Origin of the sequence: Lacicoccus alkaliphilus DSM 16010, assembly GCF_900142805.1 — a bacterium.
Taxonomy (GTDB): Bacteria; Bacillota; Bacilli; order Staphylococcales; family Salinicoccaceae; genus Lacicoccus; species Lacicoccus alkaliphilus.
This window is the reverse complement of the sequence record NZ_FRCF01000016.1, coordinates 1-24,246: the sequence shown is the minus strand read 5'-3', so window position 1 is coordinate 24,246 and position 24,246 is coordinate 1. Positions and strand designations below refer to the sequence as shown.

Sequence of the window (24,246 nt, the reverse complement as noted above, 5' to 3'; positions counted from 1 at the left end):
CCCTCCTTATGCACTCGAAAAACCAATCAACTTGGTTGATTGGTTTAGTATGATTTAAAATCATTATTGAAGCGATGTTGCCACACTTTTATGAAATCGGGTGCAAACGGACCTTTTTTACGTTCTATCCACTGCTGGAGCAGATCCACATTCCTTTTCAAAATCGCATCGATATCCTCTGAATAATTCATGCGCTCCTTGTGGAGATGGTATTCATCTTCATCGAGCAGATGGTATTTGCCGTCCGGATACACTTTTATGTCCAGATCATAGTCGATGTACTTGATCGCTTCCCCATCATAAAGATACGGTGAAGATAAGTTGCAGTAGTAATAAACGCCGTCCTCGCGGAACATGCATATCACATTGAACCAGTAATCCGTATGAAAATACACGATGGCGGGCTCCCGCGTCACCCATGTCCTGCCATCACTTTCCGTGACCAGTGTACGGTTGTTTCCGCCGATCACCACATGATCCGTGCCTTTCAGGATCGTCGTTTCGGACCAGACACGGTGGATGGATCCATCATGCTTGTAACTTTGGATTCTCACTTTGTTGCCTTCTTTTGGTATGGACTCTACACCCATATTCCACACCACCTCTGGAGTTAATACTTATATATTATAGCACATGGATCCGGACTTTACAGTCCGCCCGTTTCTTCTGCAATGAATTTCCTGAAAATCTTTTTCATCGCCATGCTCATGGGCACATTCTGCACTTCCCCGATCGGTATGAAGTGTTCATTTGAAGAAGTCGTATGAAGCAGATAACCTTCCATGTACCAGACTTTATGTGTGAAGATATGCTTTTCACTGCCGATGTATATCTTTTTATGATCCAGTTCCACCCCGAGCGCATCTTCAATGTTCTCCATGCTGGTGTCCACATCGAATTTCGGCAGTTCATACATGCCTTTCAACAAGTCCCCCTCCTGCTTATAGAGATAAATTTCGTCCCTGTCATTCTGGAGGAAGTATACATTGTAATACTCTTCTTTTTTCTTCGGCTTTTTTTTCTTCACGGGATAGTCATGCACCGTGTTGTATTTGAAAGCCTCACAATGCTGCTGGACGGGGCAGAGGATGCATTTCGGCGTCCGCGGTGTACAGATCGTCGCACCGAGTTCCATCAGCGCCTGGTTGAAGTCCCCCGCTTCAAGCGGGATCATCGACTCGATGTCCGCTTTGACGGATTTCTGTACACTCGCTTTCGTCGTATCCCTCGCGTCCGCGTTGAGCCGCGCCATGACCCTGAGCACATTGCCGTCGACCGCTGCGAGCAGATGATTGAAGGCGATGCTCTGCACTGCGCCGCCGATATAAGGGCCGACGCCCTTCAGCTTGAAGAATTCATCCGGGTCATCCGTGACCCGCCCGCCGTAATTTTCTTCGACTTCCTTGATTGCACTGTGAAAATTGCGTATCCTGTTATAATATCCCAGCCCTTCCCAGTCCTTGAGCAAAGACTGCTCGTCTGCGCCGGCAAGGTCGGAAAGTGTCGGATATTTTGTTATAAATTTCTCGAAATAGGGAATAACAGTAATGACTTGAGTTTGTTGCAGCATGACCTCACTCAGCCATATCTTATACGGGTCGTCCGTCCTGCGCCAGGGCAGATCCCTTTTATTTGAGTGATACCACTCCAACAGGTTATTATTGAATGTCGCTGGCTGTAACATACTGATTTTCCTTTACCTAATTAATTTTTATCCTACAATGATATCATACTGACTGGAGGCAGAACTATGGATACTCTTACACATACTTTAATGGGCGGTACACTTGTCGGTCTGGCTACGGTCGATCCGAACATCGATGCGGTCTCGACGGGCTTTATCGTCACAATGGTAGGTGCATCCCTGGTTCCTGATATAGATACTGTAATGAAGATGAAGAATAACGCAGTGTATATCACCCATCACCGCGGCATCACACATTCGCTGCCATTCACATTCCTCATCTGGCCCGTGCTGCTCACGGTGATTGCACACCTGGCTTTCGGGCTGCCGCCTGGCAGTACATATTTATGGGTCCAGCTTGCGGTCTTCCTGCATGTGTTCGTGGATATATTCAACTCCTACGGCACCCAGGCCCTCCGGCCGCTTGATAACACGTGGATTCAGCTTGGCATCATAAATACGGTGGATGTGCCGATAATCGTCGTCCATGCTTTTTATTTCGTCCTGTGGTTTGTGGGCTTCGACCCGGTCATGCTGTTCTTCGTGATGTACGTGCTCCTGACCCTTTATTATATCACGAGACATTTCATGCAGCGTTTCCTGGTGGAAAAAGTCACCCAGCAGCTGCCGAACGACAACATCGTCCGGACATTCGTCATGCCGACCATCCATTTCAATCAATGGCGGATCGTCGCCGTCACCGATAAGGCGTATTATGTCGGCCGCAGCTTTAAAAGTAATATCATCTTTTACGACAGATTCAACCGGGAAGACAAATTACCAAATAAGATTTTCATGGCGATCAAGCATGATAAGAACTACAAAGCATTCACCTTTTTCTCCTCCATTTACCGGTACGAAATGAAGTCACTCGATGCCGACACTTTCGAAGTGCGGTACATCGACCTCAGATATCTAAAGGAAGGCCACTATCCATTCGTGTGCATCATGCACCTGGATAAGAAGAATTATGAAATCATCAGCAGTTATACCGGATGGGTGTTCTCTGAAGAGAAACTTCAGAGGAAACTGCTGGAATCATGATAAAAAGACAGGCGTCCCGCCTGTCTTTTTTATATATGAGCCCATTGGTATCCAGTTGATTATTCCACATTCCGTCTTGTCTGATGCTTTTTATTGAAGTCATAAAATGAAAATTTCATCTTGTCATAGAGCTTGAAGACCCAAAGATACAAAAGTGCCATCTGGGAAAAGAACAGCACATCATGCGGCAGACGGTTGATATTCCATGCAATATTGACCGCATTGGTCTGCAGCCCGTTCACCACATAGTAAAAAGGGTTCAGGCTGAGCATGCTTTCCAGTCCTGACGACAGCTGTTCAGGCAGATAAATGATCGGGATGACCAGTATAAGTACAACGAACACCGCCACATTGAATCGGTAGTCCGGTGAATTCACGAACAGGTAAAATAATATGAAGGGGATGATCAGGAGCACCCCGAGCACGATATAGTAGAGCATCGTGAAGAAATTGACCATCCAGTCATTCACCGATAAAGCGACGATCGAAGCGTTCACCGTGACGAATATTGTGAATGTGAACGTCTGGAACAAGATCACCGGCATGATCCTGTAGAAGATCGGTACATATCTGATTTTCACGACCGAATCTTTGATGAACAGGATGTTGCGGTTCAGCACGACCATGCTGAAAAGCCAGACGGCCGCCATCAATCCGATGACGAGATAGAGGTATCGGATGATGTCAGCATACGACAGTGTCAGTACACCTGCCAGCAGAAATACTGCACAAATGAGATACATCAGCAACGGGGTCAGGTTATGAGTTTTGAATTCCTCGACCTGACGGAAAAATTCACGGGACAAATAGTTAATCTTCTTTTTCATCATATTCTCCTCACCTGCCAACATACAGCCATCTGTCGTTTGCGCCGTCCAGAACCATATAACCGTCCTGCACCCTGAAGATCTGTTCTTCATTCGACAGGTCATATTCCTCAAGGAGCGCACCTGTGTCCTCGGCAGGAAACTCGAGTGCGAACACCCGGTCATTCCTGAAATGGTAAGTGATCGGGAACCCCGGCACCGTTCCCCGGTATTGATCCGCCTCGAGATTCAGCTCTTCAACGACATCTTCAGCACTGCGGTTCATCCTCACCGTGTAGAATTGATTGCTGTCCGCAAATGAATCTGATGTGTAAGGGAGCAGATCTTCGAAGGTGGTTTCAGTGTACAGGCTTGCCGGATTGAAGTGGAGGAGCTCCTCCTGAGGCACCTGATACTCTGCACCATCAAAAAGTACAGTATACGTGCCGTCACCGGTGCCGGTCACATCCACCATCGACATGTACGGCACCGTCTGCCCGCCAAAGTCCATGCCATCAGCTGTGATGAAGCCGTATGAAAAAGATGCAGGCGTCTCCGCCTCCATCGCAGGCACCGTCTGCCGTTCCACGGTTTCTTCTGCGCCTGTAAAATTGATGTCCATGAAGATGGCCGTGGAAGCGGTCATCATGATGAAGAGCAGGACGAAAGAAACGATGATCCTCCTGATGCTCAGCCTGTCGATCAACGAAGTCTGCTTCTTGCTGAGCCGCTGCATGTTATGTTTGTAATGTGCATATTCGGATATGCGCCTCTTCCACTCCAGATCGAACAGGGCCTCTTCGTCGGTGTTTTTGATCTGGCTCTTCTCTTTCAGATATTTATTATACCTGCCCACGCCCTTTTGCACCCCGCCGTCATAGCGCTTCTGGCCGTAGCTCAGCCATATGAAGTAATTCGACAGTCCCTGGATGGTCCCAATATCCGTCTCAAGGAGCATGACGCCCTTCTCCTGCTGTTCCAAACCCGAAATGATTTCTTTGAAGCGGGCTTCATTTGCTCCTGTCAGGTGGCTGCTCATATTGCAGAAGATGAAGGCATCCGCTTCTATATGTACCGAAGCCTCGACAAGCAGGGCGGCGATTTCACCTCGCGTCAGGCTGCTGATGCGCCGGTTCCATATCCGTTTCATGAAAACTTTTTTCCCCAGCGTTTCCAGCGCTCCCGAAACTGCTTCCGGCTTCATGTACTCATTGTAAAGTTCAATCAGGAAGCGTGATGTACTGTGCCGGTTATGGACATGATCCATCACATCCAGGGCCGCAACGACCGCGTCCGACTTCACCCTTCCGGCTTTCGGATCGACCGTCCCGGTGATCATGTCTTTCAAATAATAAAGTGTTTCATATTCGCCGAGCACCCCGAGGACTTCCCCGCGGTATAACGTGAAGGACACATCCTTGATCAGCAGAGATTCTTCTTTCGACAGCATCCTGTTCCTTAAGCGTGCCGGTTCTTTGGCATATGAGAGGTCCTGCCCCCTCAGTAAAATTATGTCCTGCATAGTCTAACCATTCCGCTTCAACTGGAGCATACTTACAGGGATGCCCGTCTCGCTCTCATTGCCGCCGATGAAGAAGCCCCATGCAAAAACACCTTTGATATATTCCACCTTGAAATAATGATCTTCATTACTTACAAGCTTATAAATCTTACCCTTTTCAATCTGGCTCAAATCTATCAGATGACTTTCGGCGATCAGCACCTGCCGTTCGTTGACCCTGTACTCATTTTCAACACCGAGCATCTCGGCTTTCCTCATGGCTTCACGCTTTTCTGCAATATATGCCTCTATTTCACGTCTGGTCATGCTACCCAATGGTTTCATCTGTCATCCCACCTAATTTTTCCTGGATCAAATCGTATGCATAGCCTTTCCTGAGCAGTGCTTCAGTCACTTTCTGCTTCAGCTCAAAGCCTTCGTACTTCTTCTTATACCTTTTGTAGAGTTTATCGAATTCACGTTCAAAAAAGGGCGTTTCATCGAAGTCATCATCGAAATCGATCAGTTCGAAATGTTCCTTATAATAACCCTTGGTCATCAATTTTTCCTGAAGCTTCATTGAAAAATGACGGTTCGAGCCTTTATACCTCTTAAGCTCTTTCTGCTTCAGCTTGTTCATACGTTCACTGTCCACCGCATCACTGAAAGCGGCCGTCTTTGTGAAGATGATATCTTCCTCGATGCGGTGTTTCTTAAGTTCCCGCTCAAGCAGGCCGGGCCCTTTGTCGGAAGTGTTCAGCATGGTGTTCTTAAGCGCCTCAGCATACATTTCATCATTGATGTAATTTTCATCCATCAGACGGCCCACCACATCATCGATGATGTATGTTTCATACTCTTCACCCAGGTAATCCCTGATTTCATGGTGGGACCGCAGTTTATAGCTGATGTACTTCAGTGCACCCACATAAGCCTGATCATACTGTATACTTTCATAAACATCTTTCAATTCTTCTTCTGTGAGCTCCCTGCCGCTGAGCAGGCGGTGCCTGACCAATGATTCCTCATGTACAGTCATCTTGTCACCGTTTGACAGATGCACGTCATACAGACCATTCTTCTTTTTTGAAACTTTATCAATTTTAATCATTGCCACCGCCTCTTTTAAGTCAAACAATCCAAAAAGAGAGGAGAACCTGAATCCTCCTCTCCCCTCTTATTTGAATATTTTATATTTTTCTATTCAAAGCTTCCTCGGGTGAATCCACTTCCCTGGATGATTTGGTGGGGAATGCCTGCATCAGGAAATAACCCATTATTGCTGAGAATCCCAGTATAGCAAAAACAAATGCTATCACTACGAGTAACATCATTGCATAGCTCATGAAAGCCCTCCTATAAAAGTGATCAGTAATCCTTATCTACTACATTTTATCACAAAGTAGCACTTTTAGTGAACAGTATTTTAAATTGCCCAGTTGCCTTTTATAAATATCGGTATCTCTGCGCCTTCCGAATCGACGCCGTATATATTAAGGTCAGCACTGCCGATCATGAAATCGACGTGGGTGATCGAGTCGTTGAGCCCGGCTTCGGTGAGTTCTCCGCGAGACATATCCTTGCCGCCGTCGATGCTGAATCCATAGGCGCTGCCGAGTGCAATATGGCACGAGGCATTTTCATCGAACAACGTATTGAAGAAAAGTGTGCCGGTGTTCGAAATCGGGGAGTCGTCCGGCACGAGGGCCACCTCACCCAGATACTGCGCACCGTCGTCCGTCTCAAGCAGATTTTTGAGTACGTCATAGCCCTGCTCCGCTTCGTAATCCACGACTTTGCCGTCTTTGAAAGTCAGTTTGAAGCCGTCGATGATGTTGCCGCCATAGCTCAGCGGCTTAGTGTTCGATACGCAGCCGTTCACACCGTCCTTCTTCGGGGCGGTGAAGACTTCTTCAGTCGGCATGTTCGCCATGAAGCGCACACCCTCGGAGTTCACACTTGAGGCGCCCGCCCAAAGATGTTTCTCAGGCAGTTCCATAGTGAAATCCGTGCCCGGCCCTTCATACCTCAGGGCGTGGAAATGCTTTTCATTCAAGATATCCACCTTCTCATGGAGAGATGCATCCAGTTCCAGCCATGCCTCTACAGGATCTTCATGGTTGATCCTCATGGTGTAGAAGATGAGTTCAAGCAGTGCATCCACAGCCGCGTCCTCCGCTTTGTCTGGGAAAACGAGCTTCGCCCACTCCACCGAAGGATACCCTGCCACACACCAGCTGTGGTAGTCGGACTGGATACGGTTGGAATACTCCTTGAAAGCGTTGCCGTATGCGATCTGCATACTTTTCAACTTCTCCTGATCCACGCCCTTCAACAGCTCGGGTGAAGAAGAAGTGATGCTCAGGAAAGCCGCTTTCTCATCCGAATAAAACATGCGCTGATCGATGACCCATTGCGGCACTTCCGCATATTCCAGGACGTCCTTATTGTGTGCATGGAGCTGCGTCAGCCTGTCATCCTTCAAATTGATGTTCACGTCTTTTGCGCCTTTACCGTAAGCTTTTTCAGTCACCAGGCGCACAAGCGGCAGTGCATCCGCAGAAGCATTGATGCTCACACGCTGGCCCTTTTGGACATTCAGTCCGACTTCGACGAGGAGTGATGCATATTTCTCTAATTTCGACATTCAAAAAGCCCCTTTATTTGAATTTATTTTCTCAGTTTGGACAGTTCCTCAAGTATCGCAGACTGCTCCATCGGACTGATTTCATTCCTGGTCGTCACCATCTTGTGGTATTCCTCTATTTCTTCCTTATGATCATCACTGAAATCCTCCGGGTTGAGCACCCCTTTATTGACGACCTTCAATTTAGATTCGATTTCCTTCAACATCGTTTCCTTATCCACGGCTCTTCCGCCTCCTTGTCAGTTTAAACATAAATACATAGTAACAAAGAATACCAAGGTTGAGTATTATAAATAAAAAGATTATTATATTTTGTATATAAGTTTATATTCCATTCAAAATGGATATATCAACTATAAATAGCTTAAAGGAGAATGACATTATGAAGAACAAATTGATTCCAGCAATTCTAATCGGTGCCGGCATCGGCGCACTTGTCAGTCTGATCGACAAAAACACGCGCAATACGGTGATGAGCAGCGGCAAGGAGCTCGGGTATTATGCCAAGCATCCTGAAGAAGCAAAAGATAAATTACAGAGCAGTTCCGGCGGCTCTTCCAAGTTCGACCATCTGAAAGATGAGATCATGTTCTGGAAAGACACTGTCGAACAGATCAGACGGGAAAACCCCGAGCTTGAGAAACAGATCATGGATGCAAAAGATACATTGATGGAGAAGCGCGAACAGAAGAAATCGCAATGAATTCCAAATACTTAAAGGACTGACTCATGTTGGTCCTTTTCTTACGAATGAGGTGTATGTATGTCAAAGAAGGACAGCAAGAATTCAAAATACCTGTCACAGATCAAAGAAGAGTCTGAGAAGAAGAAAAATGGAAAGTCCGGAAAGAACAAACATGATGAAACATTCGTGGAAACTGCTCGTTTCAAATCAAAAGAACCCAAGAAAGACGATGAAGAGCTGTATGTATCGAAGATCAACAAACCTGCAAAGGTGAAAGAGGATCCGAACTTCTTCCAAAGATTGATGTTCCAGTTCTCGAAGGACAACACGACGGGGATGGCCGCACAGCTCGCATATTATTTCATGCTGGCCATATTCCCGCTGTTGATCTTCCTGCTGACACTGGTCCCTTTATTCAACATCGACCAGGCGACCATCACAGGGTTCATCGAAGATTACGCACCGGCTGAAATCTCCGGCATGCTGACCGGCATCATCGACGAAGTCATGGCCGAATCAACCGGCGGACTGCTCTCATTCGGTCTGATTGCGACACTGTGGGCAGCCTCCAACGGTATGACCGCCCTGATGAATGCATTCAATGTCGCCTATGATGTGGAAGACAGCCGTAACTTCATCATCGCGAAAAGCCTTTCAATATTTTTCACAATCATTCTGACGCTATCAGTTTTACTTACATTCGTCCTCATCGTATTCGGCGGACAGATCGGTAACCTGATGTTCGGCGTGATCGGCCTTGATGAAGAATTCTCGACTCTCTGGAACCTCGTGAGGAGCATCCTGCCTGTTCTGCTGGTCTTCGTGGTATTCCTGATCATGTATGTGTCTGCACCAAACATCAAGGTCACTATCAAGTCCGTAATACCAGGCACCCTGTTTACAACCGCAGCATTCCTCATCGCTTCATGGGGCTTCGGTTTCTACGTCTCGAACTTCGGGAACTATTCGGCGACATACGGCAGCCTCGCCGGTGTGATCATACTGCTGTTATGGTTGTTCATTACAGGCATCATCATCATTTTGGGTGCACAGATCAATGCAATCATGCATAAGAAACAAGTCAAGAATGAAGAAAAAGAGGAAAAGGCAACAGAAGATACAACAAAAGCGGAAGGAACGACTTAAAATGCCATTATTATATGAACTGCTCGACTATAACAAAACTTTCGTTGAAAACGAAGAATACAAGACTTATGTTTCAGCCAAATCGCCTAAAAAGAAAATGGTCCTCGTATCCTGTATGGATACGAGGCTGACTGAAATGTCATTCAAATCACTGGGGCTGAAAAACGGAGATATCAAGCATATACAGAATGCCGGTGCCGTCATATCCCACCCTTACGGCAGTACAGTGCGGAGCATCCTTGTTGCGGTATATATGCTTGGCGTGGAAGAAGTGGTCATCATGGGGCACCATGACTGCGGTTTCGGCGCACTGAAGCCCGAGCCGATGATTAAGGAAATGAAAAAGCGCGGTATTCCGGATAACACATTCGAGGTGCTGGAACACTCCAAGATAGATATCAAATCATGGCTGAAAGGGTTCGAATCCGTCGAGGACAGCGTCAAGGAAAGTGTGCGCAAAGTTTATGAACATCCTTTATTCGACAACAGTGTGCCCGTCCACGGCCTTGTGATCGACCCTGAAAACGGCAAGGTCGACCTTGTCGTCGACGGTTATGAAAATTAGATTGAATGAACGAACGGCACCTTATGCAAGGTGCCGTTTTTATAAAGTGAGGGCACAAATTCACTCTATTCCCTCCCCTCCGCGTTTTAAACTTACCGATGAAGGTTATAAATATGTATCTTAATCAAATACAGACTTAGGAGTGACATATGAATGGCAAATATAGAGGAAATTTTTGGGGTACAGGAATATATAGAACCCGATGAGGACATGAAAGGTGATACGGGCCGTTATGGGATGGTTTCAAGTGCCGTCAAGGAAGCGACCGAAGCCGGCAACGAGATGCTGAAGAAAGGGGGTAATGCCTTCGATGCGGTCATCGCGGTCCAGCTTGCACTTTCGGTCGTCGAAGGTATGAATACAGGTGTCGGTTCAGGCGGCTTCCTGATGTGCTATGACGCTGAAAAGAATGAAACCAAGATGGTCAATGCCCACCCGAAGGCACCCGCCGCCATGACGCCGGAAACTTTCGTGGATGAAAACGGCGACGAGATCCCTTTCGATGAGCGTTCCACGCACGGGACGGCCGTCGGTATACCAAGCATCATGAAAGGTTTGAAACACCTTCATGAAAATTATGCGACGCTCCCGTTGAAAACGTTGATCGACCCTGCAATCCGCCTGGCGGAATCGGACTACAAAGTCCACGCCCTTATGGAGCGGACGCTTGAGCTGTTCGATCACCGGCTCCATGAAGAGGCCCGGAAGAAGTTCATGCCCGGCGGCACACACCTTAAAGAGGGAGACACCCTCAGGCAGCCTGAGCTTGCCCGTACACTTAAAATCATCAGGGACAAGGGATTCGATGATGTTTATGAAGGCGAAATCGCAGATGCGATCATCAAGGCGGTCAAAGATCACGGCGGCATCATGACGCATCAGGACCTGCTCAATTATGAAGTCATCGTCGATGAACCGCTGTGGACGAATTACAAGGGATTCGACATCGCACTGCCTGTGCCCCCGAGTGCCGGCGGTATCGGTGTGGCCATGCAGCTGAAGATTCTGGAGCAGGTGGATATTTCACAGTATAATCCGCATTCCGTGGAAAAATACCACCTGATGGCCCAGACGCTGCAGCTCGCTCTCGCAGATGACAATGTCCATATCGAAGACACCAACTTCACCCCTGCACCGCTCGATGGCGTCCTCCATGAAGACTATATCAAGGAGCGGCTGGAACAGCTTTCCATCGAAAGGAAAGCAGAGACAAAAAAAGCAGGCGATCCATGGAATTATCAAAAAGCAGGCCACAGCGACCGTGAACAGGGGGAACCATCAGGTAAGGAAGGAATGGAGACCACTCATTACACCGCCGTCGACCAGTGGGGGAATGTGGCTGCATGCACCACTTCCATTGAACGCATCTACGGCTCTGGCATCATGGTCCCCGGTTACGGTTTCATACTGAACAACCACCTGACCGACTTTTCTCCGGAACCCGGCAGCGTGAATGAGCCGAACGGCAACAAATATCCAAAAAGTTCGAAATCACCCACCATCCTGTTCCATGACGGCAAACCGTTCTTTACGCTCGGTTCTCCCGGGGCGGCGACGATCATCGCATCCGTCGTGCAGACCATCGTCAACGTCATCGATTACAAGATGCCGATCGACGAAGCCATCAAAGACCCCCGCGTCTATGTCACGCCGGATCTTGACGATCAGTGGGAGGACGGTGTGGAGGATGACGTACTTGAAATACTCGCAGACCTCGGCTATGAATTCGACCAGTCATTCAGGGAAGAAGGTGCCGATACGAGGATAGGCGACGTGCAGGCCATAATGATCGACCAGGCCCATGATGGCCGTTTATTCGGCGGTGCAGACTTCCCGAGACCGGGTGATGCCCAGAGTCCGGAAGAATAATAATCATCACCGCTCCCTGCGTGGGGGTGGTGATTTTTGATAAGGAGTGTGTTCCCAATGCATGAAGCGGTATTTTTGGACCGTGACGGCGTAATCAATGAGGTTTTGAGCAAACGGGTGAAATTTGTCAATAGCCCGGATGATTTCCATCTGCTGGAGGGCGTGGGGGCGGCGATAAGGAAATTGAATGATGCAGGCTATAAAGTCTTCGTGGTGACCAATCAGGGCGGTGTCGGCCTTGGTTTCATGTCGGAGAGGGCGCTGCGTGAGGTGCATGGGAAAATGGTAGATGATCTGGGATCATACGGTGCCCGGGTGGATGACATCGCATACTGTCCCGACAGACCCGGCACACACAGCCGGTGCAGGAAACCCGCCCCCGCCATGATCCTTGATCTCGCTGAAAAACATGACATCGATTTGGCCCCAAGCTTCATGGTCGGCGACCGTGAACCTGATATTCAGGCGGGCACAAATGCCGGCGCCCGGACCGTCTTCATCGGACAGGATGAAAAAAGGAGAACGGGTGCGGATTTCCACTTCCCCGATCTCCTGTCGTTCTCCAACTGGCTCACGGATGGGTGACTCAGTCCAGTATCTCCTTGACTCTGCCCACTGTCCCGTCTTCGAGCTTCACTTTGATGCCGTGGGGATGCGTCGCAGAATTCGTAAGGATCCTTGCGACCACCCCTTCGGTCAGCTTCCCGGACCTCTGGTCCTGTTTCTGTACGACTCTGACTGCCTTTCCCGGAGCGATATTGTCTCTTCTTGTTCCCGGCATTTTCATCCTCCTCCTGGTTTTTAATTTTTCAATTCGCTATTAACATACCATATTCCTCAGAGTTTCATATTAAAATGATTTAAAATTTCATAATAAATGTAATCATTTCACATATAAGATGAAATAATTATACATTTAATGGTATCATATATAAATTGAGGAGGGAAAAGCATGACAGGGAAAACACATATCGCAGGCGGCATTGCAGCAGGTCTTGCTTATGCCTATGTTTCAGGGATGGACCCGATCATTCTGAGCGGTGCAGGGATCGTGGGCGCCCTGATCCCCGACATCTGTCACAGCGGCAGTAAAATCGGCAGAAAAATGCCGATCACGTCAAGGTTCGTCAATCTGGTATTCGGGCACCGCGCGTTTACACACAGCCTGATGTTCCTCGTCGCAATGGCCTTCGTGCTGAAGGCATTTGTACCGTTTGACGCAGTCACTGCCGGCATCATCGTGGGCATGGCGAGCCATTACATATTGGATATGGGGACCAGGCGGGGCATCCAGCTTTTCTTCCCGATCGACTTCAGGGTCAGGTTCCCCATCACTACAAAAACCGGGAGCACGGTGGAGAATTTCATCTTCAGCCTGCTCGCACTTGCATCATTTTATTATGGTTATCAGGCGATATATTTTTATCTATGATGATTTTTCAGAATAAAACCCGGGCACGGGAGAGCCTCCCGCTCTTCGCGCCCGGGTTTTTATTTAGTGAGCAGGCTGAGGCAAATGCTGCTCACTTACACCTGAAATCCCACTCGAGTGAGCAGGCTGAGGCAAATGCTGCTCTCCCATACAAAAACCCGGCAGTGAATGAGCAGGTGCGCTCCGCTGCCGGATCTCCAATCGGATATCAGTCTTCGATTTTCGTGAGGAACTTCGGGCCGTCTTTAGTCACGACGACAGTATGTTCTTTCTGGGCGACGTAGCTTCCATCCTTCGTTTCGAATGCCCAGTCGTTCTTGCCTTCCGTGACGAGGCCCGCCCTGGAGGAAATAAAGGGCTCGACCGCAATGACCATGCCTTCTTTCAAAATGTCCTTTTTGGATGCTTCATAGTAGTTCATGATGTGCTGTGGGGAATCGTGCAGGCTCTGGCCCACCCCGTGCCCGGTCAGGTTGCGGATGACCGTGAGACCGTTCTGACGTGCGGTATTGTGCACTGCACGGCCGATCTGGCTCACTTTGCCGCCGACCCTCACCTTTTCCATCGCTGCCTCGAATGCCATTTCACATACATCGACGACTTTCTGCTTCAAAGGATCATCCGTCTCCCCCACTACGAATGAAACACCCGTATCTGCGAAATACCCGTTCTTCTTGGCGCTGACATCGATGTTCACGATGTCCCCGTCCTTCAGTATGCGTGAACCCGGGATGCCGTGTGCGACTTCTTCGTTCACACTGATGCATGTATACCCCGGAAAATCATACTCGCTGATCGGCGCACTCTCCGCCCCGTACTCCGCAAGCAGGCGTCCCGCTTCCTCGTCGATCTCCTTTGTCGTCATGCCGACTTCCGTATAGTCGACGGCCGCCTTCAAAACTCTTCCGCATATTTCTCCAATTTCTTCCAACGCTTTCATTTCTTCTTCTGTTTTAATTATCATAAGCCACTTGTCTTCCTTTTAAATTTTGATTAAATCCATACTATTATAAAAAATCATATATCGTCAAATTACGGTAACTTCTCTCTTCAAGATGGGAGACCGTGACCCCGATCAGACGGATCGGTTCTTCAGGCTGCTTCACTTCATGGTACAGATTGTATGCATAATGAAAAATCTCCCCGCCTGTGAATATCGGATTGGTGGTCATCATCTGTTTCGTATGTGTCCTGTAATCATGGGTTTTCAGCTTGACCGTCACCACCCTACCGGCGAACTGCCGCCTGTCCAGGTTATCACTGACTTTATGGCTCAGTGCCTCAAGCACTTTCAGGATGTATTCATCCTCGTTCATATCATGATCAAAAGTCGTCTCTTTGCCCACTGACTTCCTCACCCGGCCGACACTCAGTTCATTTGTGCCGATTCCACGCGCTTTCTGGTACAGGGACGTTCCCCTCTTGCCGAACTCGCGTACGAGGTCGGCTTCCGACCAGTTGTAGAGGTCTTCACCCGTGTTGATTTTCAGTGATTTCATCTTTTCCTCGGTCACCCTGCCGACGCCCGGGAATTTACCGATCGGCATCGCCTTCAATATCTCCATCGCATTATCATAATGGATGACGGTCGTCCCCCTCGGTTTGTTCATCCCGGAGGCGATCTTGGCAAGGTACTTGTTGTAGGATATTCCGCTCGAGGAAGTGAGGCGCGTCTTCTCGTATATATCCCGCTGGATATTCAGTGCGATGGACTTCGCGGTCCGCTCCCATGATACAAGATGGGTGATGTCCAGATAGGCCTCATCCAGACTTAAGGGTTCGACCACTTCCGAATAGGATAAAAAGATATCCATGATTTCTTTTGAGACCTCTCTGTAAACATCAAAACGCGGACGGACATAGATGCCGTCCGGACACAGCTTGTGTGCAGTGCGTGTCGGCATCGCCGAGTGCACGCCGAATTTGCGGGCCTCATAGCTCGCGGTCGCCACCACACCCCGGCTCATGGACCGCCCGCCTACAATCACAGGCTTACCTCGGTATCCGGGATGATCGCGCTGTTCAATCTGAGCATAAAATGCGTCCATATCTATATGAATGATCCTTCTTTCCATAATTATCACCAACAATCATCGTTGCATCCATTATATCATTGTACGAACAGGCGTTCTACTCTTCCGGATGGCGCTCGTACATCGTCATTCCGACGTCCGTGTCCTCCACGTACTGCATGTGCGGATGTTTATGGAGCAGATGGAGATAATAGAAATCCCCTGCACATGCGCCGGTGTGCAGCGCCAGGAAATACTTGAAAGAGGCATGTGGTATGATGAACCACATGAGGAGCATCAAAGCGGTGATGATGATGAATGGCATGATGATGATGATTTTGAACTCATTCCTTTTGAAGATTTCCCCGGATGAAGTCGCATAGAACATGCCTCTCGAATAACCGAACTTCACATTTCCTCCGGGCCTGAATACTTTGAAAAAAAGGCCGTGGATGGCTTCATGCACGGTGATGATGAGGAAGATCACCAGGATGATCAGTATGATCGACACAAACAGTTCAAGCGGGGACCACCCCAGCAGGGCGGGCCCCGTCGTATTTGTTAAAAGTATTTCAAATAAGTAAAATAATATGAAGGCACCCAGCGTGATCAGGATGGACCATTTATTCAAAGTTTTCAGCGCTTTATGATCCTTGAATATATCCAGTACGTATTTGTCCATTGGCAGACTCCTCAAAATGACATCAGTAAACAGTTTATCATATAATATTAATTAATCATGCACGGAGGGATATTATGGAAGAGTTCACAATCGTCGGGGGCGGCATCGCCGGTGCCTCCCTGGGCTATCATTTGAAGAAACACGGGCACGAAGTCACCATATATGACCGCAATGATGCCGGAAATGCAACAGCTGCCTCTGCAGGCATCATCAATCCATGGGTCTCACAAAGAAGGAATAAAAAATGGTACCGACTTGTGACGGAAGCCGCAAAATTTTATCCGGAATTCATCAGCCGGCTCGAGCGTGAGACGCATCTCGATACAGGTTATACAAGACGGGGCGCGATTTCTTTATTCAAGGATGATGAAGTGCTTGAACTCGGTTATGACCGCATCAATAAAAAAAGGGACGGCGCACCGGAAATGGGGGGCGTCATGAAACTTTCAAGGGAAGAAGTCAAGCAGCGCCACCCATATTTGAACGGCAGTTATCCCGGGGTTTATGTCGAAGGCGGTGCGCAGGTCAAAGGCGCCCTGCTCGGGGCCGCATTGAAAAATGCATTCATCTCCGCAGGCGGAGAATGGGTGGAAGAAGAGGCGCCGGCACAGGCAGGTGACCACCTCACCATCTACGCCACCGGTGCCTGGGGCGTCGAACAGGATTTCGGACCGGCGATCCGCCATCAGCGCTCGGAAGTGCTGCACTTCAAAGTGGAAGGGCCGGAAGTCGTCAATACACCGGTCGTGATGGCGCTCGGCCCCATCTATATCGTCGAAATGGGTGATAATGAGTTTGCGATCGGCACGACGCACATCGATACCCACTCATTTGATGCTTCGCCCTCTGAGGAGAATCATCGCTATTTGAGGGGGCTTGCCGAAAGATACTTCCCTGATCATGAAATCACGGACGTTAAAATGATGACCGGGTTCAAGCCGTATGCCAGGGACCATCTGCCGTTCATCGGGTATCATGACGATCGGACATTCGTCATCAACGGGCTCGGCGCCACCGGGCTCACAGCCGGCCCGTACATCGGCCATGAAGTCGCACGCTGCCTGAGCGGTCTCGGGACCGGGCTTGATTTGAATGATTACAGTCATACCGAACCTGAAAATTAGAATGCCGGACGGGCTGTCCTTCAGCCCTGTCCTTTTTTATCAGACGAAATTCTGGACCGTGTAGATGATCGAATATAACAAAACCCCCACATTTGCGACCAGCAAGCCCCATGCGACCGCATTGGCCCTGAATTTCAGGTTGATGAAACTGAAGATAAAACCCAGCAGTCCCAATAACAGTGATATCAGCCACAATAAGTTATCCTCGAACACAAGATGCAATAGTATGACCGCCAGAGGGATAGCTGTACATAACACTCTGAGCATGCGACTTCCTCCTCTTCATCCAAGTAACTAAATTTTACACTTGTTGATATAAGTTTTCAAAACATTTTCATAAATGAAACAATTTTGTAATGTGCCTGTCATATTGATGAACAGCTACAGGGCACGTTCAATATACCAATCTTCCCTCTTATATGCTTTGAACATAAAGAACATGAGTACACCTATGACGAAAGGGAATGATTTTGTATTGAATTTACGGCTTAAGTTGATCCGGGTTTCACTCGTGACCGGATCTTCAATCACCGTCAGCACATGGCTGCCGTGGAAATAGACTTCAAGGTTGCCCTGCCAGTCCTCATCGAGGGTGATGTGCTTGTTATCGAATTTCCCTCCGACTTTGAAGTACAGCAGATTCGTGCCGGGACGTTCCTTCAATTTGAACTCATAATTCTCCGACTGGACGATATAGCTCGCCACGTTCAAATCCCGGAACCGTCGTTTTTTCATGCCGATGACCACTTTGTCACCGTCCGAATCCACGTATTGATAAGTATGACGCTTGTCACAATTCCTGAGTACCGATCTCATGACTGTGCCGTATTCCTCTCCGGCATCATCTGAAACCACAACATTCTGTTTTTTATCAATGATTGAAATTTCGTATTTTAAATGCTGCATTCCACACCCTCTTTTCTTACCCCTATTATATACATTACCCACATAACCATAAAGATAAAATCGGGACTTCATAAAATAAAAAAAGCCCCGTGCCTGAATCAGACACAGAAGCTTCTTATCCATGATATCAATTTTCAAGTTCAAGCACGGAAACGATCTCGACGTGGGCGCTGTGGGGGAACAGATCCACCGGCTGGACGTCTTTGAGTGTGTAGCCGAAATCGCGCAGCCACGTGATGTCCTCTGCAAAAGTTTCCGGGTTGCAGGAGACATACACCACCCTGCCGGTCCCAAGACGGCCGATGCGGCGCATCACCTTGCCGCCGGCACCGGAGCGCGGCGGATCCAGGAGCAGGAGGTGCGGCGTCCCCCATGTCTCCAATATTTCATCCATGCCCCGGCGTGCATCTTTAGCGAGGAAGTGGGTATTCTGAATATCGTTGTCAAGCGCATTCCTCTTGGCCGACTCGATTGAAGATTCGACGATCTCCACCCCGGCAAGCGATTTGACCCTGCTTGCAAACGGCAGTGAAAACGTGCCGACACCGCAGAACAGGTCGATCATCGATTCATCTTCTTTGACATCCGCCATTCCGATCGCAAGATCGACCAGCTTTTCAGCCTGGGCCGGGTTCGTCTGGAAGAACGTGTCGTACCATACCCGGTAGCTGTATCCGCTCATTTCTTCATGGATGTATGTCCGGCCATGAAGCAGATGGACATCCTCGTCCTCCGCCTGCGCAACATCTGCGATATCTTTATTTTCCATCCACATCAGACTCTCGAGTCCATCAAGTTCGGAAGTCAGGCGGAAGACCAGCGTGTTGACGGCACCCGCCAGCTCACCATCCGGCCTTTCAGTGGCAAACAAAGCGGCCATCAGTTCACCCGTGACCTGGGACTGACGGAGCCTCAGGTGGCGCAGCAGCCCTGAATGGGTGTTCTTATCGTATCCGGACAATTGGAATTCATCCGCCCAATCCGAGACGATCTGCATGACGCGCACCATATCCCGGCTTGAAATGAGGCATGTGCCGATATCGATGATGTTCCTGAAATTGCCGAGTTCATGGAGCCCGAGTTTTCCTTCTTCAGAGAATGTGAATTCCATCTTGTTCCTGAACTCGAAAGGATGGTCCATACCGATCGTATCTTTGACGACGGATGGATCGAAACCCTGCTTTTCCAAGTGTGACTTCACAAAATCCGTCTTATAATTCAGTTGCCCATCATATTCCCAGTGCTGCCATACACAGCCGCCGCACAGTTCGAAGTGCGGGCATGGCGGTGCAGTCCTTTCCGGATGGGTCGTGAGGATCTTATCCGGCATGACTGTTGCACGCCTTCTGCCGTCCGCATTCGGCACCACCACCTCCACTTCTTCACCGATCAGCGTCTGCGGTATGTTCAATTTAAGTTTGCGCGGGAGGTTGCCCCCGTGATCCCTGTATGCGAGGCCCATGCCTGAGCCTTTTTTATCGAGACTGTGTATCATCGTCGTCAATCTGACACTTTCCTGTTCTTTCAAATCATAACCTCCAAATTACCTGCTTTCCGATTTCATCAGTATATATATGAAGTAAGGCGCCCCGATGATGGCGACCATGACGCCTGCAGGCAGCGCCGACGGGAAGAATAAAGTCCTGCCCGCCGTATCCGCCGTCAGTACAAGCAGCCCGCCTGCAAGTGCAGAAAGCGGGAGCACGAAACGGTGGCCGGTGCCCATCAGCCTGCGGGCGAGATGGGGGGCGATCAGTCCGACGAAGGCGATGCCTCCGCTGACCGAAACGCTCACTGCAGAAAGCCCTGCTGCACTGATCAAAAGCAGAAGCCTTTCCCTCCTGATATTAACGCCCAGGCTGATGATATTCAAAGTGTTCAGGCTCAGTATATCCAATACCGGAATCTTCCTGATCACAAATGGCAGCAGTGCAGCGAGCCCTGCCGTCAGGACAAGCACATGCGCCCAGGTGCTCCCCCATACCGTACCGGCAAGGAAGTTCGCCGTAAACAGATAGCTGTCACTTGAAATGACGAGGGACAGCACGATCATCAATGCGCTGATCCCCGCCCCGGACGCGATGCCGTTCAATATGAGGCGCATCGGCGTGAGCCCATACTTTCGGCTGTACGAAAGTGAAACGACCGCCAGGGCGACCGCAAGACCACCCAAAAAAGCGAGGAACGGGATGAGGAAAACGCCCGCCTCGGAATCGCCGGACACCATCATGAACAGCAGTACGGCGAATCCCGCCCCCGAATTGATGCCGATTATGCCTGAATCCGCGAGCGGGTTCTGCATGATGCTCTGGAGGATGGCACCTGAAAGAGCGAGCGCCGCACCCGAAAGCACCGCTGTGAGCACCCGCGGCAGACGGATGTCCATCAGTACCTGGACTTCACTCCCGCCGGGCACCCCGGTCAGAAGCGCAGCAATGTCCCTCCACCCTGTATCTGTGTAACCAGTTTTCAGACTGATCGCCATTGCGCCTAGGAGCAGGACGATGACTGCAGTTAAAACCACCCACGACCTTTTATAATTCATAGCGCACCACCCTGCGTGCGAGATAAAGGAAGAACGGCACCCCGATCAGAGCGATCAATGCGCCGACAGGCAGCTCGACCGGGGCGGCGAGCATCCGTGCAGCAAGGTCACTGCTGACTGTCAAAAAGGCGCCGAGCACACCTGAGAGCGGCAGTATCCGCCTGTAGTCCCCTCCGGCGAAGAAACGTGCGGCGTGCGGGACGATCAGTCCGACGAAGGCAACCGCCCCGAGGACGGAAACGCCGAGACCTGCGAGGATGACCACGGATGCCAATGCGAGCAGCCGGGTTTTATTGAGTGGAACACCCAGGCTGACTGCGGTCCCATCATCAAAACTGATGGCGGTGAGCACCGGTGACAGCAGCAGCGCAATCGACACCCCGATGACGAACCATGGAAAGAGCACCGCAAGGTGCGGCCAGCCGATATTTTGTATCGCGCCGGCAAACCAGAAGGCGATGTCCTGTCCAATGGTGAAATGGAGCTGGAAGGCGCTGCTCAGGGCGCTGAAGAACAGAGACACCGCGACACCCGCAAGTATCAATTTCAAAGGAGACATGCCGTCCCTGCCGAAGAGAACCGCCGCGAGCACGATCAGGGCGCTGAAGAGTGCACCCGCAAACGACATCAATATCATATATGTAAACGGGAGGCCGGGGACGAAGATGAAGGCGATGGTCAGGAAAAAAAGCGCCCCGGCGTTCAGGCCGAGGAGCCCCGGTTCCGCCAGCGGATTCCTCGTCATTGCCTGCATCACCGCCCCGCTGACGGCGAATGCAGCGCCTGTGACCGCGGCTGCGAGCATCCTAGGCGCCCGGACTTCACGGATGATGACATGGCCGGTGTCGTAAGTGTCGAAATAAAAAAAAGCGCCCAATACATCATGCGCGGGAATGTTCACCGATCCGGACGTGAGGCTCAGGCACATCGATGCGGCGAGCAGGACTGTGGCGATGAGGACAGTGAGGATATATGGCATATTCCTCAACCTTTCAACCGGTAGGAAGCGATGATCGGCCGCTGTGTGAACGGGCAGCGCCCCATCACCGGTGTCACGTCGAAAACTTCCCTCACTGTATTTTCGGTCATGACTGCCTCCGGGCTGCCGGAACTGATGATGCCCCCCGACTGCATCGCGATCATGCAGTCGGAAAACCGCGATGCATGATTGATGTCATGGAGCACCATGACGATGGTCTTTCCTGCCGAGGTATTCAAGTCTTTCAACAGCTGCAGGATTTCCATCTGAAATTTCATGTCGAGATATGTCGTCGGTTCATCGAGCAGGATGACATCGGTGTTTTGGGCAAGCGCCATGGCAAGCCATACACGCTGCCCCTGTCCGCCGGACAGTTCGCTGAGGCGTCTTGTCCCCAGGCTGCGGATGCCGGTCACTTCCATCGCCCACTCGATATTCTCAGCATCCTTCTGATTCAGTCCCTCGAAAGCGCCCTTATGCGGGTATCTGCCGTAACTGACGAGATCATACACATCGAGGCCGGCAGGGGCTGTGGAGGACTGGGGTAAAAGACTCAAGCGCTTCGCCACATCTTTCGTGTGCAGTGAAAAAATGTCCCGGCCGTCAATCAGCACAGCCCCGTATTTCGGCTTCATGGCCCGGGCCAAAGTATGGAGCAGCGTCGTCTTGCCACACCCGTTCGGTCCGACGATCGATGTGATCCTCCCTTTTGGAATCCTCATCTTGAAATCTTTCAGAATCGCTTTTTTGCCGTAACCGACGGTGACATCTTCGACTTCAAGTACATTTGTCACTTCAGACACCTCTTTTCCATCCGTTCACTGCCCATGTGCACTGTTACAGGAATGCATGCACAAGTTTCTGAGACAACCCTGTCTGGTATGTACCGTCCAGCCTCACTCCGCGCCCGACATGTATCCAGTCGAAATCATCTTTCCACATGGACGCATTATTTTCATTGATGCCGTTGCCCGGCATGATGCTTTTGCCATGTTCACGCGCAACTTTGCTCAGTTCGACGAGGAGCGGCAGGTTCCCGGGCGCACGCCCTTCACCGCCGGAAGTGAGGATCGTCTTCACCGCCTCATATTTCATCAATGTCTGCAGCGCTTCAAATTGGATCCTGGCATGATCGAAAGCTCTGTGGAATGTGATGTCGAGGCCCTCAGCGCGCAGGATGGCCTTTTCCAGGAAGTACTCATCCACGACCTCTTCATACGTCAGCATGCCGATGACGATGCCCGCGGCATTCGTTTCTTTGATATGCTTGATGTCACTCAGCATTTCCTGCTGATCGAGCGCGTTATACACAAAACCGTGATTGTGGCTCCTGACCATGACATGGACAGGGATCTTTGAGAGCTTCGACGCTTCCTCAATCAGCCCGATACTCGGAGTCAGGCCGCCCTCATTCATATTGGAACATAACTCCACCCTGTCCGCACCGTATTGGTTTGCATCGATGACATCCTGTATATTTGTTGCAATCACTTCAAGCATGATACTCACCCGCCCAAGTCATTTTATTGTCCATTCCATCGGATTTACATATATTATAGCTTATAAAGGGTCCGTATGTAATTAATTTAGGAGAGATATGATGAGACAAAGTTTGGCACCTTTCATGATTTTGATTGCAGCAATGCTTTGGGGCACGGCAGGCACTGCCAAATCTTTTGCAAGTGATGTCGACAGCATTTCCATGGGCGTGGCGCGGCTCGTCATCGGGGGTATCCTGTTGATGGCGATTGCCGTAGTGACCAGGAAGATGACGTTCAAAGGATGGCCTGTGCGTCCGCTTCTGATCGGCGGGGTTGCGATGGCGCTTTTCCAGCCGTTCTTCTTCAGTGCAGTGGAACTGACGGGCATCGCGGTCGGGACCGTTGTCTCCATCGGCAGTGCACCGGTGTTCTCAGGGATGATCGAATGGCTGATCTTCAAGGTCAAGCCCGGCCGCGTCTGGTGGCTCTCGACGTTCCTTGCCATCACGGGATGCATCATCCTGATGTTCAATACGAATGCCATCACAGTCGATCCGATGGGCATACTTGCAGGACTCGGCGCCGGGGTTTCGTTCGCGAGTTTCACGATGTCGAATTCAAGGCTCGTCCGCACACACGACCCGATCGCTTCGGTCGCGATGATCTTCTGCCTGAGTGCGCTGCTCCTTTCACCATTCCTGTTCATCAATGATATGTCCTGGATGACCGAGACGAATGGACTGCTCGTTGCACTCCATATCGGTGTGCTTGCAACGGCGCTCGCCTACTTTTTATTCTCAAGCGGACTGACGTTCGTCAAATCGTCGACGGCGGTGACACTGTCTCTTGCAGAACCCCTCACCGCTTCACTGCTCGGCGTCTTTCTCGTTGGAGAAACCCTGGACACCCTCTCCTGGGTGGGACTCCTGATGCTGCTTGCGGGCATCGTGATCCTCGTCATGCAGTCGAGGAGAAGCAGGCAGAGAACAGTGAACGGTAGAACTTAGAAATGCCGGGAAGGGGAGATTCGGATGGAAAACCTGTCGAAGGCATCTCTGTCGGTTTTAAGGTGCAGATTCCGGCTGTAATCTATATTTAAAGAGGTTCCGTCCGGATTTTGATGTCTCATCCGGATGGA

29 protein-coding genes are annotated in these 24,246 nt (G+C 50.0%); 9 read left to right on the top strand and 20 right to left on the bottom strand.

Features of this window, described 5'->3' with window-relative positions; translation table 11 throughout:
* Positions 1-44: 44 nt before the first annotated feature.
* Together ntdP and mutY are read right to left on the bottom strand one after the other, a co-directional pair.
* On the bottom strand, positions 45-590 hold the full coding sequence (gene ntdP / locus BUA12_RS12215; protein ID WP_072710894.1) for a nucleoside tri-diphosphate phosphatase: 546 nt from the start codon (positions 588-590) through the stop codon (positions 45-47).
* 56 nt (positions 591-646) lie between these two features.
* Complete coding sequence (mutY, locus tag BUA12_RS12210) at positions 647-1,684, bottom strand: A/G-specific adenine glycosylase (RefSeq protein ID WP_072710893.1); 1,038 nt, start codon at positions 1,682-1,684, stop codon at positions 647-649.
* Between the two features lie 66 nt (positions 1,685-1,750).
* Here mutY and BUA12_RS12205 point away from each other — a divergent pair, with 66 nt between their 5' ends.
* Positions 1,751-2,728 carry a metal-dependent hydrolase gene (locus tag BUA12_RS12205; protein ID WP_072710892.1) on the top strand — a complete coding sequence of 326 codons (978 nt, stop codon included), beginning with the start codon at positions 1,751-1,753 and terminating at the stop codon, positions 2,726-2,728.
* A 59-nt stretch (positions 2,729-2,787) separates the two neighbouring features.
* Here BUA12_RS12205 and BUA12_RS12200 read toward each other — a convergent pair whose 3' ends face one another.
* The 7 genes from BUA12_RS12200 to BUA12_RS12175 form a co-directional block, all read right to left on the bottom strand.
* Entirely contained in the window at positions 2,788-3,555 is a 768-nt protein-coding gene (locus tag BUA12_RS12200) for a hypothetical protein (RefSeq protein ID WP_072710911.1), read from the bottom strand.
* A gap of 10 nt (positions 3,556-3,565) precedes the next feature.
* The gene (locus BUA12_RS12195; protein WP_072710891.1) at positions 3,566-5,056 is read right to left on the bottom strand and encodes a hypothetical protein; all 1,491 of its coding nucleotides are present in this window, start codon (positions 5,054-5,056) and stop codon (positions 3,566-3,568) included.
* Positions 5,057-5,059: 3 nt separating this feature from the next.
* Positions 5,060-5,380 (bottom strand): YfhH family protein, encoded by a 321-nt coding sequence (locus tag BUA12_RS12190; RefSeq protein ID WP_072710890.1) that lies wholly within the window; start codon positions 5,378-5,380, stop codon positions 5,060-5,062.
* A complete protein-coding gene (locus BUA12_RS12185; protein ID WP_245772818.1) occupies positions 5,364-6,146 on the bottom strand; it encodes a RecX family transcriptional regulator in 783 nt (260 codons plus the stop codon). The genes BUA12_RS12190 and BUA12_RS12185 overlap by 17 nt, the downstream gene beginning before the upstream one ends.
* Positions 6,147-6,225: 79 nt before the next feature.
* Positions 6,226-6,381 carry a hypothetical protein gene (locus BUA12_RS13135; RefSeq protein ID WP_178138272.1) on the bottom strand — a complete coding sequence of 52 codons (156 nt, stop codon included), beginning with the start codon at positions 6,379-6,381 and terminating at the stop codon, positions 6,226-6,228.
* A gap of 80 nt (positions 6,382-6,461) precedes the next feature.
* Positions 6,462-7,682 carry an aminopeptidase gene (locus BUA12_RS12180; RefSeq protein ID WP_072710889.1) on the bottom strand — a complete coding sequence of 407 codons (1,221 nt, stop codon included), beginning with the start codon at positions 7,680-7,682 and terminating at the stop codon, positions 6,462-6,464.
* Positions 7,683-7,705: 23 nt separating this feature from the next.
* Positions 7,706-7,903 (bottom strand): DUF1128 family protein, encoded by a 198-nt coding sequence (locus BUA12_RS12175; RefSeq protein ID WP_084670207.1) that lies wholly within the window; start codon positions 7,901-7,903, stop codon positions 7,706-7,708.
* Positions 7,904-8,064: 161 nt separating this feature from the next.
* On the opposite strand from BUA12_RS12175, the gene BUA12_RS12170 reads away from it, so the two are divergent.
* From BUA12_RS12170 to BUA12_RS12150, 5 genes are all read left to right on the top strand, one after another.
* A complete protein-coding gene (locus BUA12_RS12170; RefSeq protein WP_072710888.1) occupies positions 8,065-8,385 on the top strand; it encodes a hypothetical protein in 321 nt (106 codons plus the stop codon).
* A 60-nt stretch (positions 8,386-8,445) separates the two neighbouring features.
* A complete protein-coding gene (locus BUA12_RS12165; protein ID WP_072710887.1) occupies positions 8,446-9,513 on the top strand; it encodes a YihY/virulence factor BrkB family protein in 1,068 nt (355 codons plus the stop codon).
* A gap of 1 nt (position 9,514) precedes the next feature.
* A complete protein-coding gene (locus tag BUA12_RS12160) occupies positions 9,515-10,078 on the top strand; it encodes a beta-class carbonic anhydrase (protein WP_072710886.1) in 564 nt (187 codons plus the stop codon).
* A gap of 153 nt (positions 10,079-10,231) precedes the next feature.
* On the top strand, positions 10,232-11,947 hold the full coding sequence (ggt, locus tag BUA12_RS12155) for a gamma-glutamyltransferase (protein WP_072710885.1): 1,716 nt from the start codon (positions 10,232-10,234) through the stop codon (positions 11,945-11,947).
* A gap of 57 nt (positions 11,948-12,004) precedes the next feature.
* Positions 12,005-12,532 carry a D-glycero-alpha-D-manno-heptose-1,7-bisphosphate 7-phosphatase gene (locus BUA12_RS12150; RefSeq protein ID WP_072710884.1) on the top strand — a complete coding sequence of 176 codons (528 nt, stop codon included), beginning with the start codon at positions 12,005-12,007 and terminating at the stop codon, positions 12,530-12,532.
* 1 nt (position 12,533) lies between these two features.
* Here BUA12_RS12150 and BUA12_RS12145 read toward each other — a convergent pair whose 3' ends face one another.
* A complete protein-coding gene (locus BUA12_RS12145) occupies positions 12,534-12,728 on the bottom strand; it encodes a YwbE family protein (protein WP_072710883.1) in 195 nt (64 codons plus the stop codon).
* Between the two features lie 171 nt (positions 12,729-12,899).
* Here BUA12_RS12145 and BUA12_RS12140 point away from each other — a divergent pair, with 171 nt between their 5' ends.
* Entirely contained in the window at positions 12,900-13,379 is a 480-nt protein-coding gene (locus BUA12_RS12140; protein ID WP_072710882.1) for a metal-dependent hydrolase, read from the top strand.
* Positions 13,380-13,587: 208 nt separating this feature from the next.
* Here the strand turns inward: BUA12_RS12140 and map are convergent, their stop codons facing one another.
* The 3 genes from map to BUA12_RS12125 are packed head-to-tail and all read right to left on the bottom strand — an operon-like array spanning position 13,588 to position 16,073.
* The gene (gene map, locus BUA12_RS12135) at positions 13,588-14,343 is read right to left on the bottom strand and encodes a type I methionyl aminopeptidase (RefSeq protein WP_072710881.1); all 756 of its coding nucleotides are present in this window, start codon (positions 14,341-14,343) and stop codon (positions 13,588-13,590) included.
* A gap of 43 nt (positions 14,344-14,386) precedes the next feature.
* Complete coding sequence (dinB, locus tag BUA12_RS12130; protein WP_072710908.1) at positions 14,387-15,457, bottom strand: DNA polymerase IV; 1,071 nt, start codon at positions 15,455-15,457, stop codon at positions 14,387-14,389.
* Between the two features lie 52 nt (positions 15,458-15,509).
* On the bottom strand, positions 15,510-16,073 hold the full coding sequence (locus tag BUA12_RS12125; protein WP_072710880.1) for a DUF3267 domain-containing protein: 564 nt from the start codon (positions 16,071-16,073) through the stop codon (positions 15,510-15,512).
* Between the two features lie 74 nt (positions 16,074-16,147).
* On the opposite strand from BUA12_RS12125, the gene BUA12_RS12120 reads away from it, so the two are divergent.
* Positions 16,148-17,197: an NAD(P)/FAD-dependent oxidoreductase gene (locus BUA12_RS12120; RefSeq protein ID WP_072710879.1), complete on the top strand. Its 1,050-nt coding sequence runs from the start codon at positions 16,148-16,150 to the stop codon at positions 17,195-17,197.
* Between the two features lie 39 nt (positions 17,198-17,236).
* Here the strand turns inward: BUA12_RS12120 and BUA12_RS12115 are convergent, their stop codons facing one another.
* The 7 genes from BUA12_RS12115 to BUA12_RS12085 all read right to left on the bottom strand — a co-directional run bounded on the left by BUA12_RS12115 (position 17,237) and on the right by BUA12_RS12085 (position 23,127).
* Positions 17,237-17,464 carry a hypothetical protein gene (locus BUA12_RS12115; protein ID WP_072710878.1) on the bottom strand — a complete coding sequence of 76 codons (228 nt, stop codon included), beginning with the start codon at positions 17,462-17,464 and terminating at the stop codon, positions 17,237-17,239.
* 114 nt (positions 17,465-17,578) lie between these two features.
* Positions 17,579-18,103 carry a hypothetical protein gene (locus BUA12_RS12110; protein ID WP_072710877.1) on the bottom strand — a complete coding sequence of 175 codons (525 nt, stop codon included), beginning with the start codon at positions 18,101-18,103 and terminating at the stop codon, positions 17,579-17,581.
* Positions 18,104-18,230: 127 nt separating this feature from the next.
* The gene (rlmD, locus tag BUA12_RS12105) at positions 18,231-19,598 is read right to left on the bottom strand and encodes a 23S rRNA (uracil(1939)-C(5))-methyltransferase RlmD (protein WP_072710907.1); all 1,368 of its coding nucleotides are present in this window, start codon (positions 19,596-19,598) and stop codon (positions 18,231-18,233) included.
* Positions 19,599-19,646: 48 nt separating this feature from the next.
* Entirely contained in the window at positions 19,647-20,648 is a 1,002-nt protein-coding gene (locus BUA12_RS12100) for a FecCD family ABC transporter permease (protein ID WP_072710876.1), read from the bottom strand.
* Complete coding sequence (locus BUA12_RS12095) at positions 20,638-21,627, bottom strand: FecCD family ABC transporter permease (RefSeq protein WP_084670205.1); 990 nt, start codon at positions 21,625-21,627, stop codon at positions 20,638-20,640. Before BUA12_RS12095 ends, BUA12_RS12100 begins: the two co-directional genes overlap by 11 nt.
* Before the next feature lie 5 nt (positions 21,628-21,632).
* Positions 21,633-22,421 carry an ABC transporter ATP-binding protein gene (locus BUA12_RS12090; protein ID WP_072710874.1) on the bottom strand — a complete coding sequence of 263 codons (789 nt, stop codon included), beginning with the start codon at positions 22,419-22,421 and terminating at the stop codon, positions 21,633-21,635.
* Positions 22,422-22,464: 43 nt separating this feature from the next.
* The gene (locus BUA12_RS12085; protein ID WP_084670203.1) at positions 22,465-23,127 is read right to left on the bottom strand and encodes a copper homeostasis protein CutC; all 663 of its coding nucleotides are present in this window, start codon (positions 23,125-23,127) and stop codon (positions 22,465-22,467) included.
* Between the two features lie 100 nt (positions 23,128-23,227).
* On the opposite strand from BUA12_RS12085, the gene BUA12_RS12080 reads away from it, so the two are divergent.
* The gene (locus tag BUA12_RS12080) at positions 23,228-24,115 is read left to right on the top strand and encodes an EamA family transporter (protein WP_072710873.1); all 888 of its coding nucleotides are present in this window, start codon (positions 23,228-23,230) and stop codon (positions 24,113-24,115) included.
* Positions 24,116-24,246 lie beyond the last annotated feature (131 nt).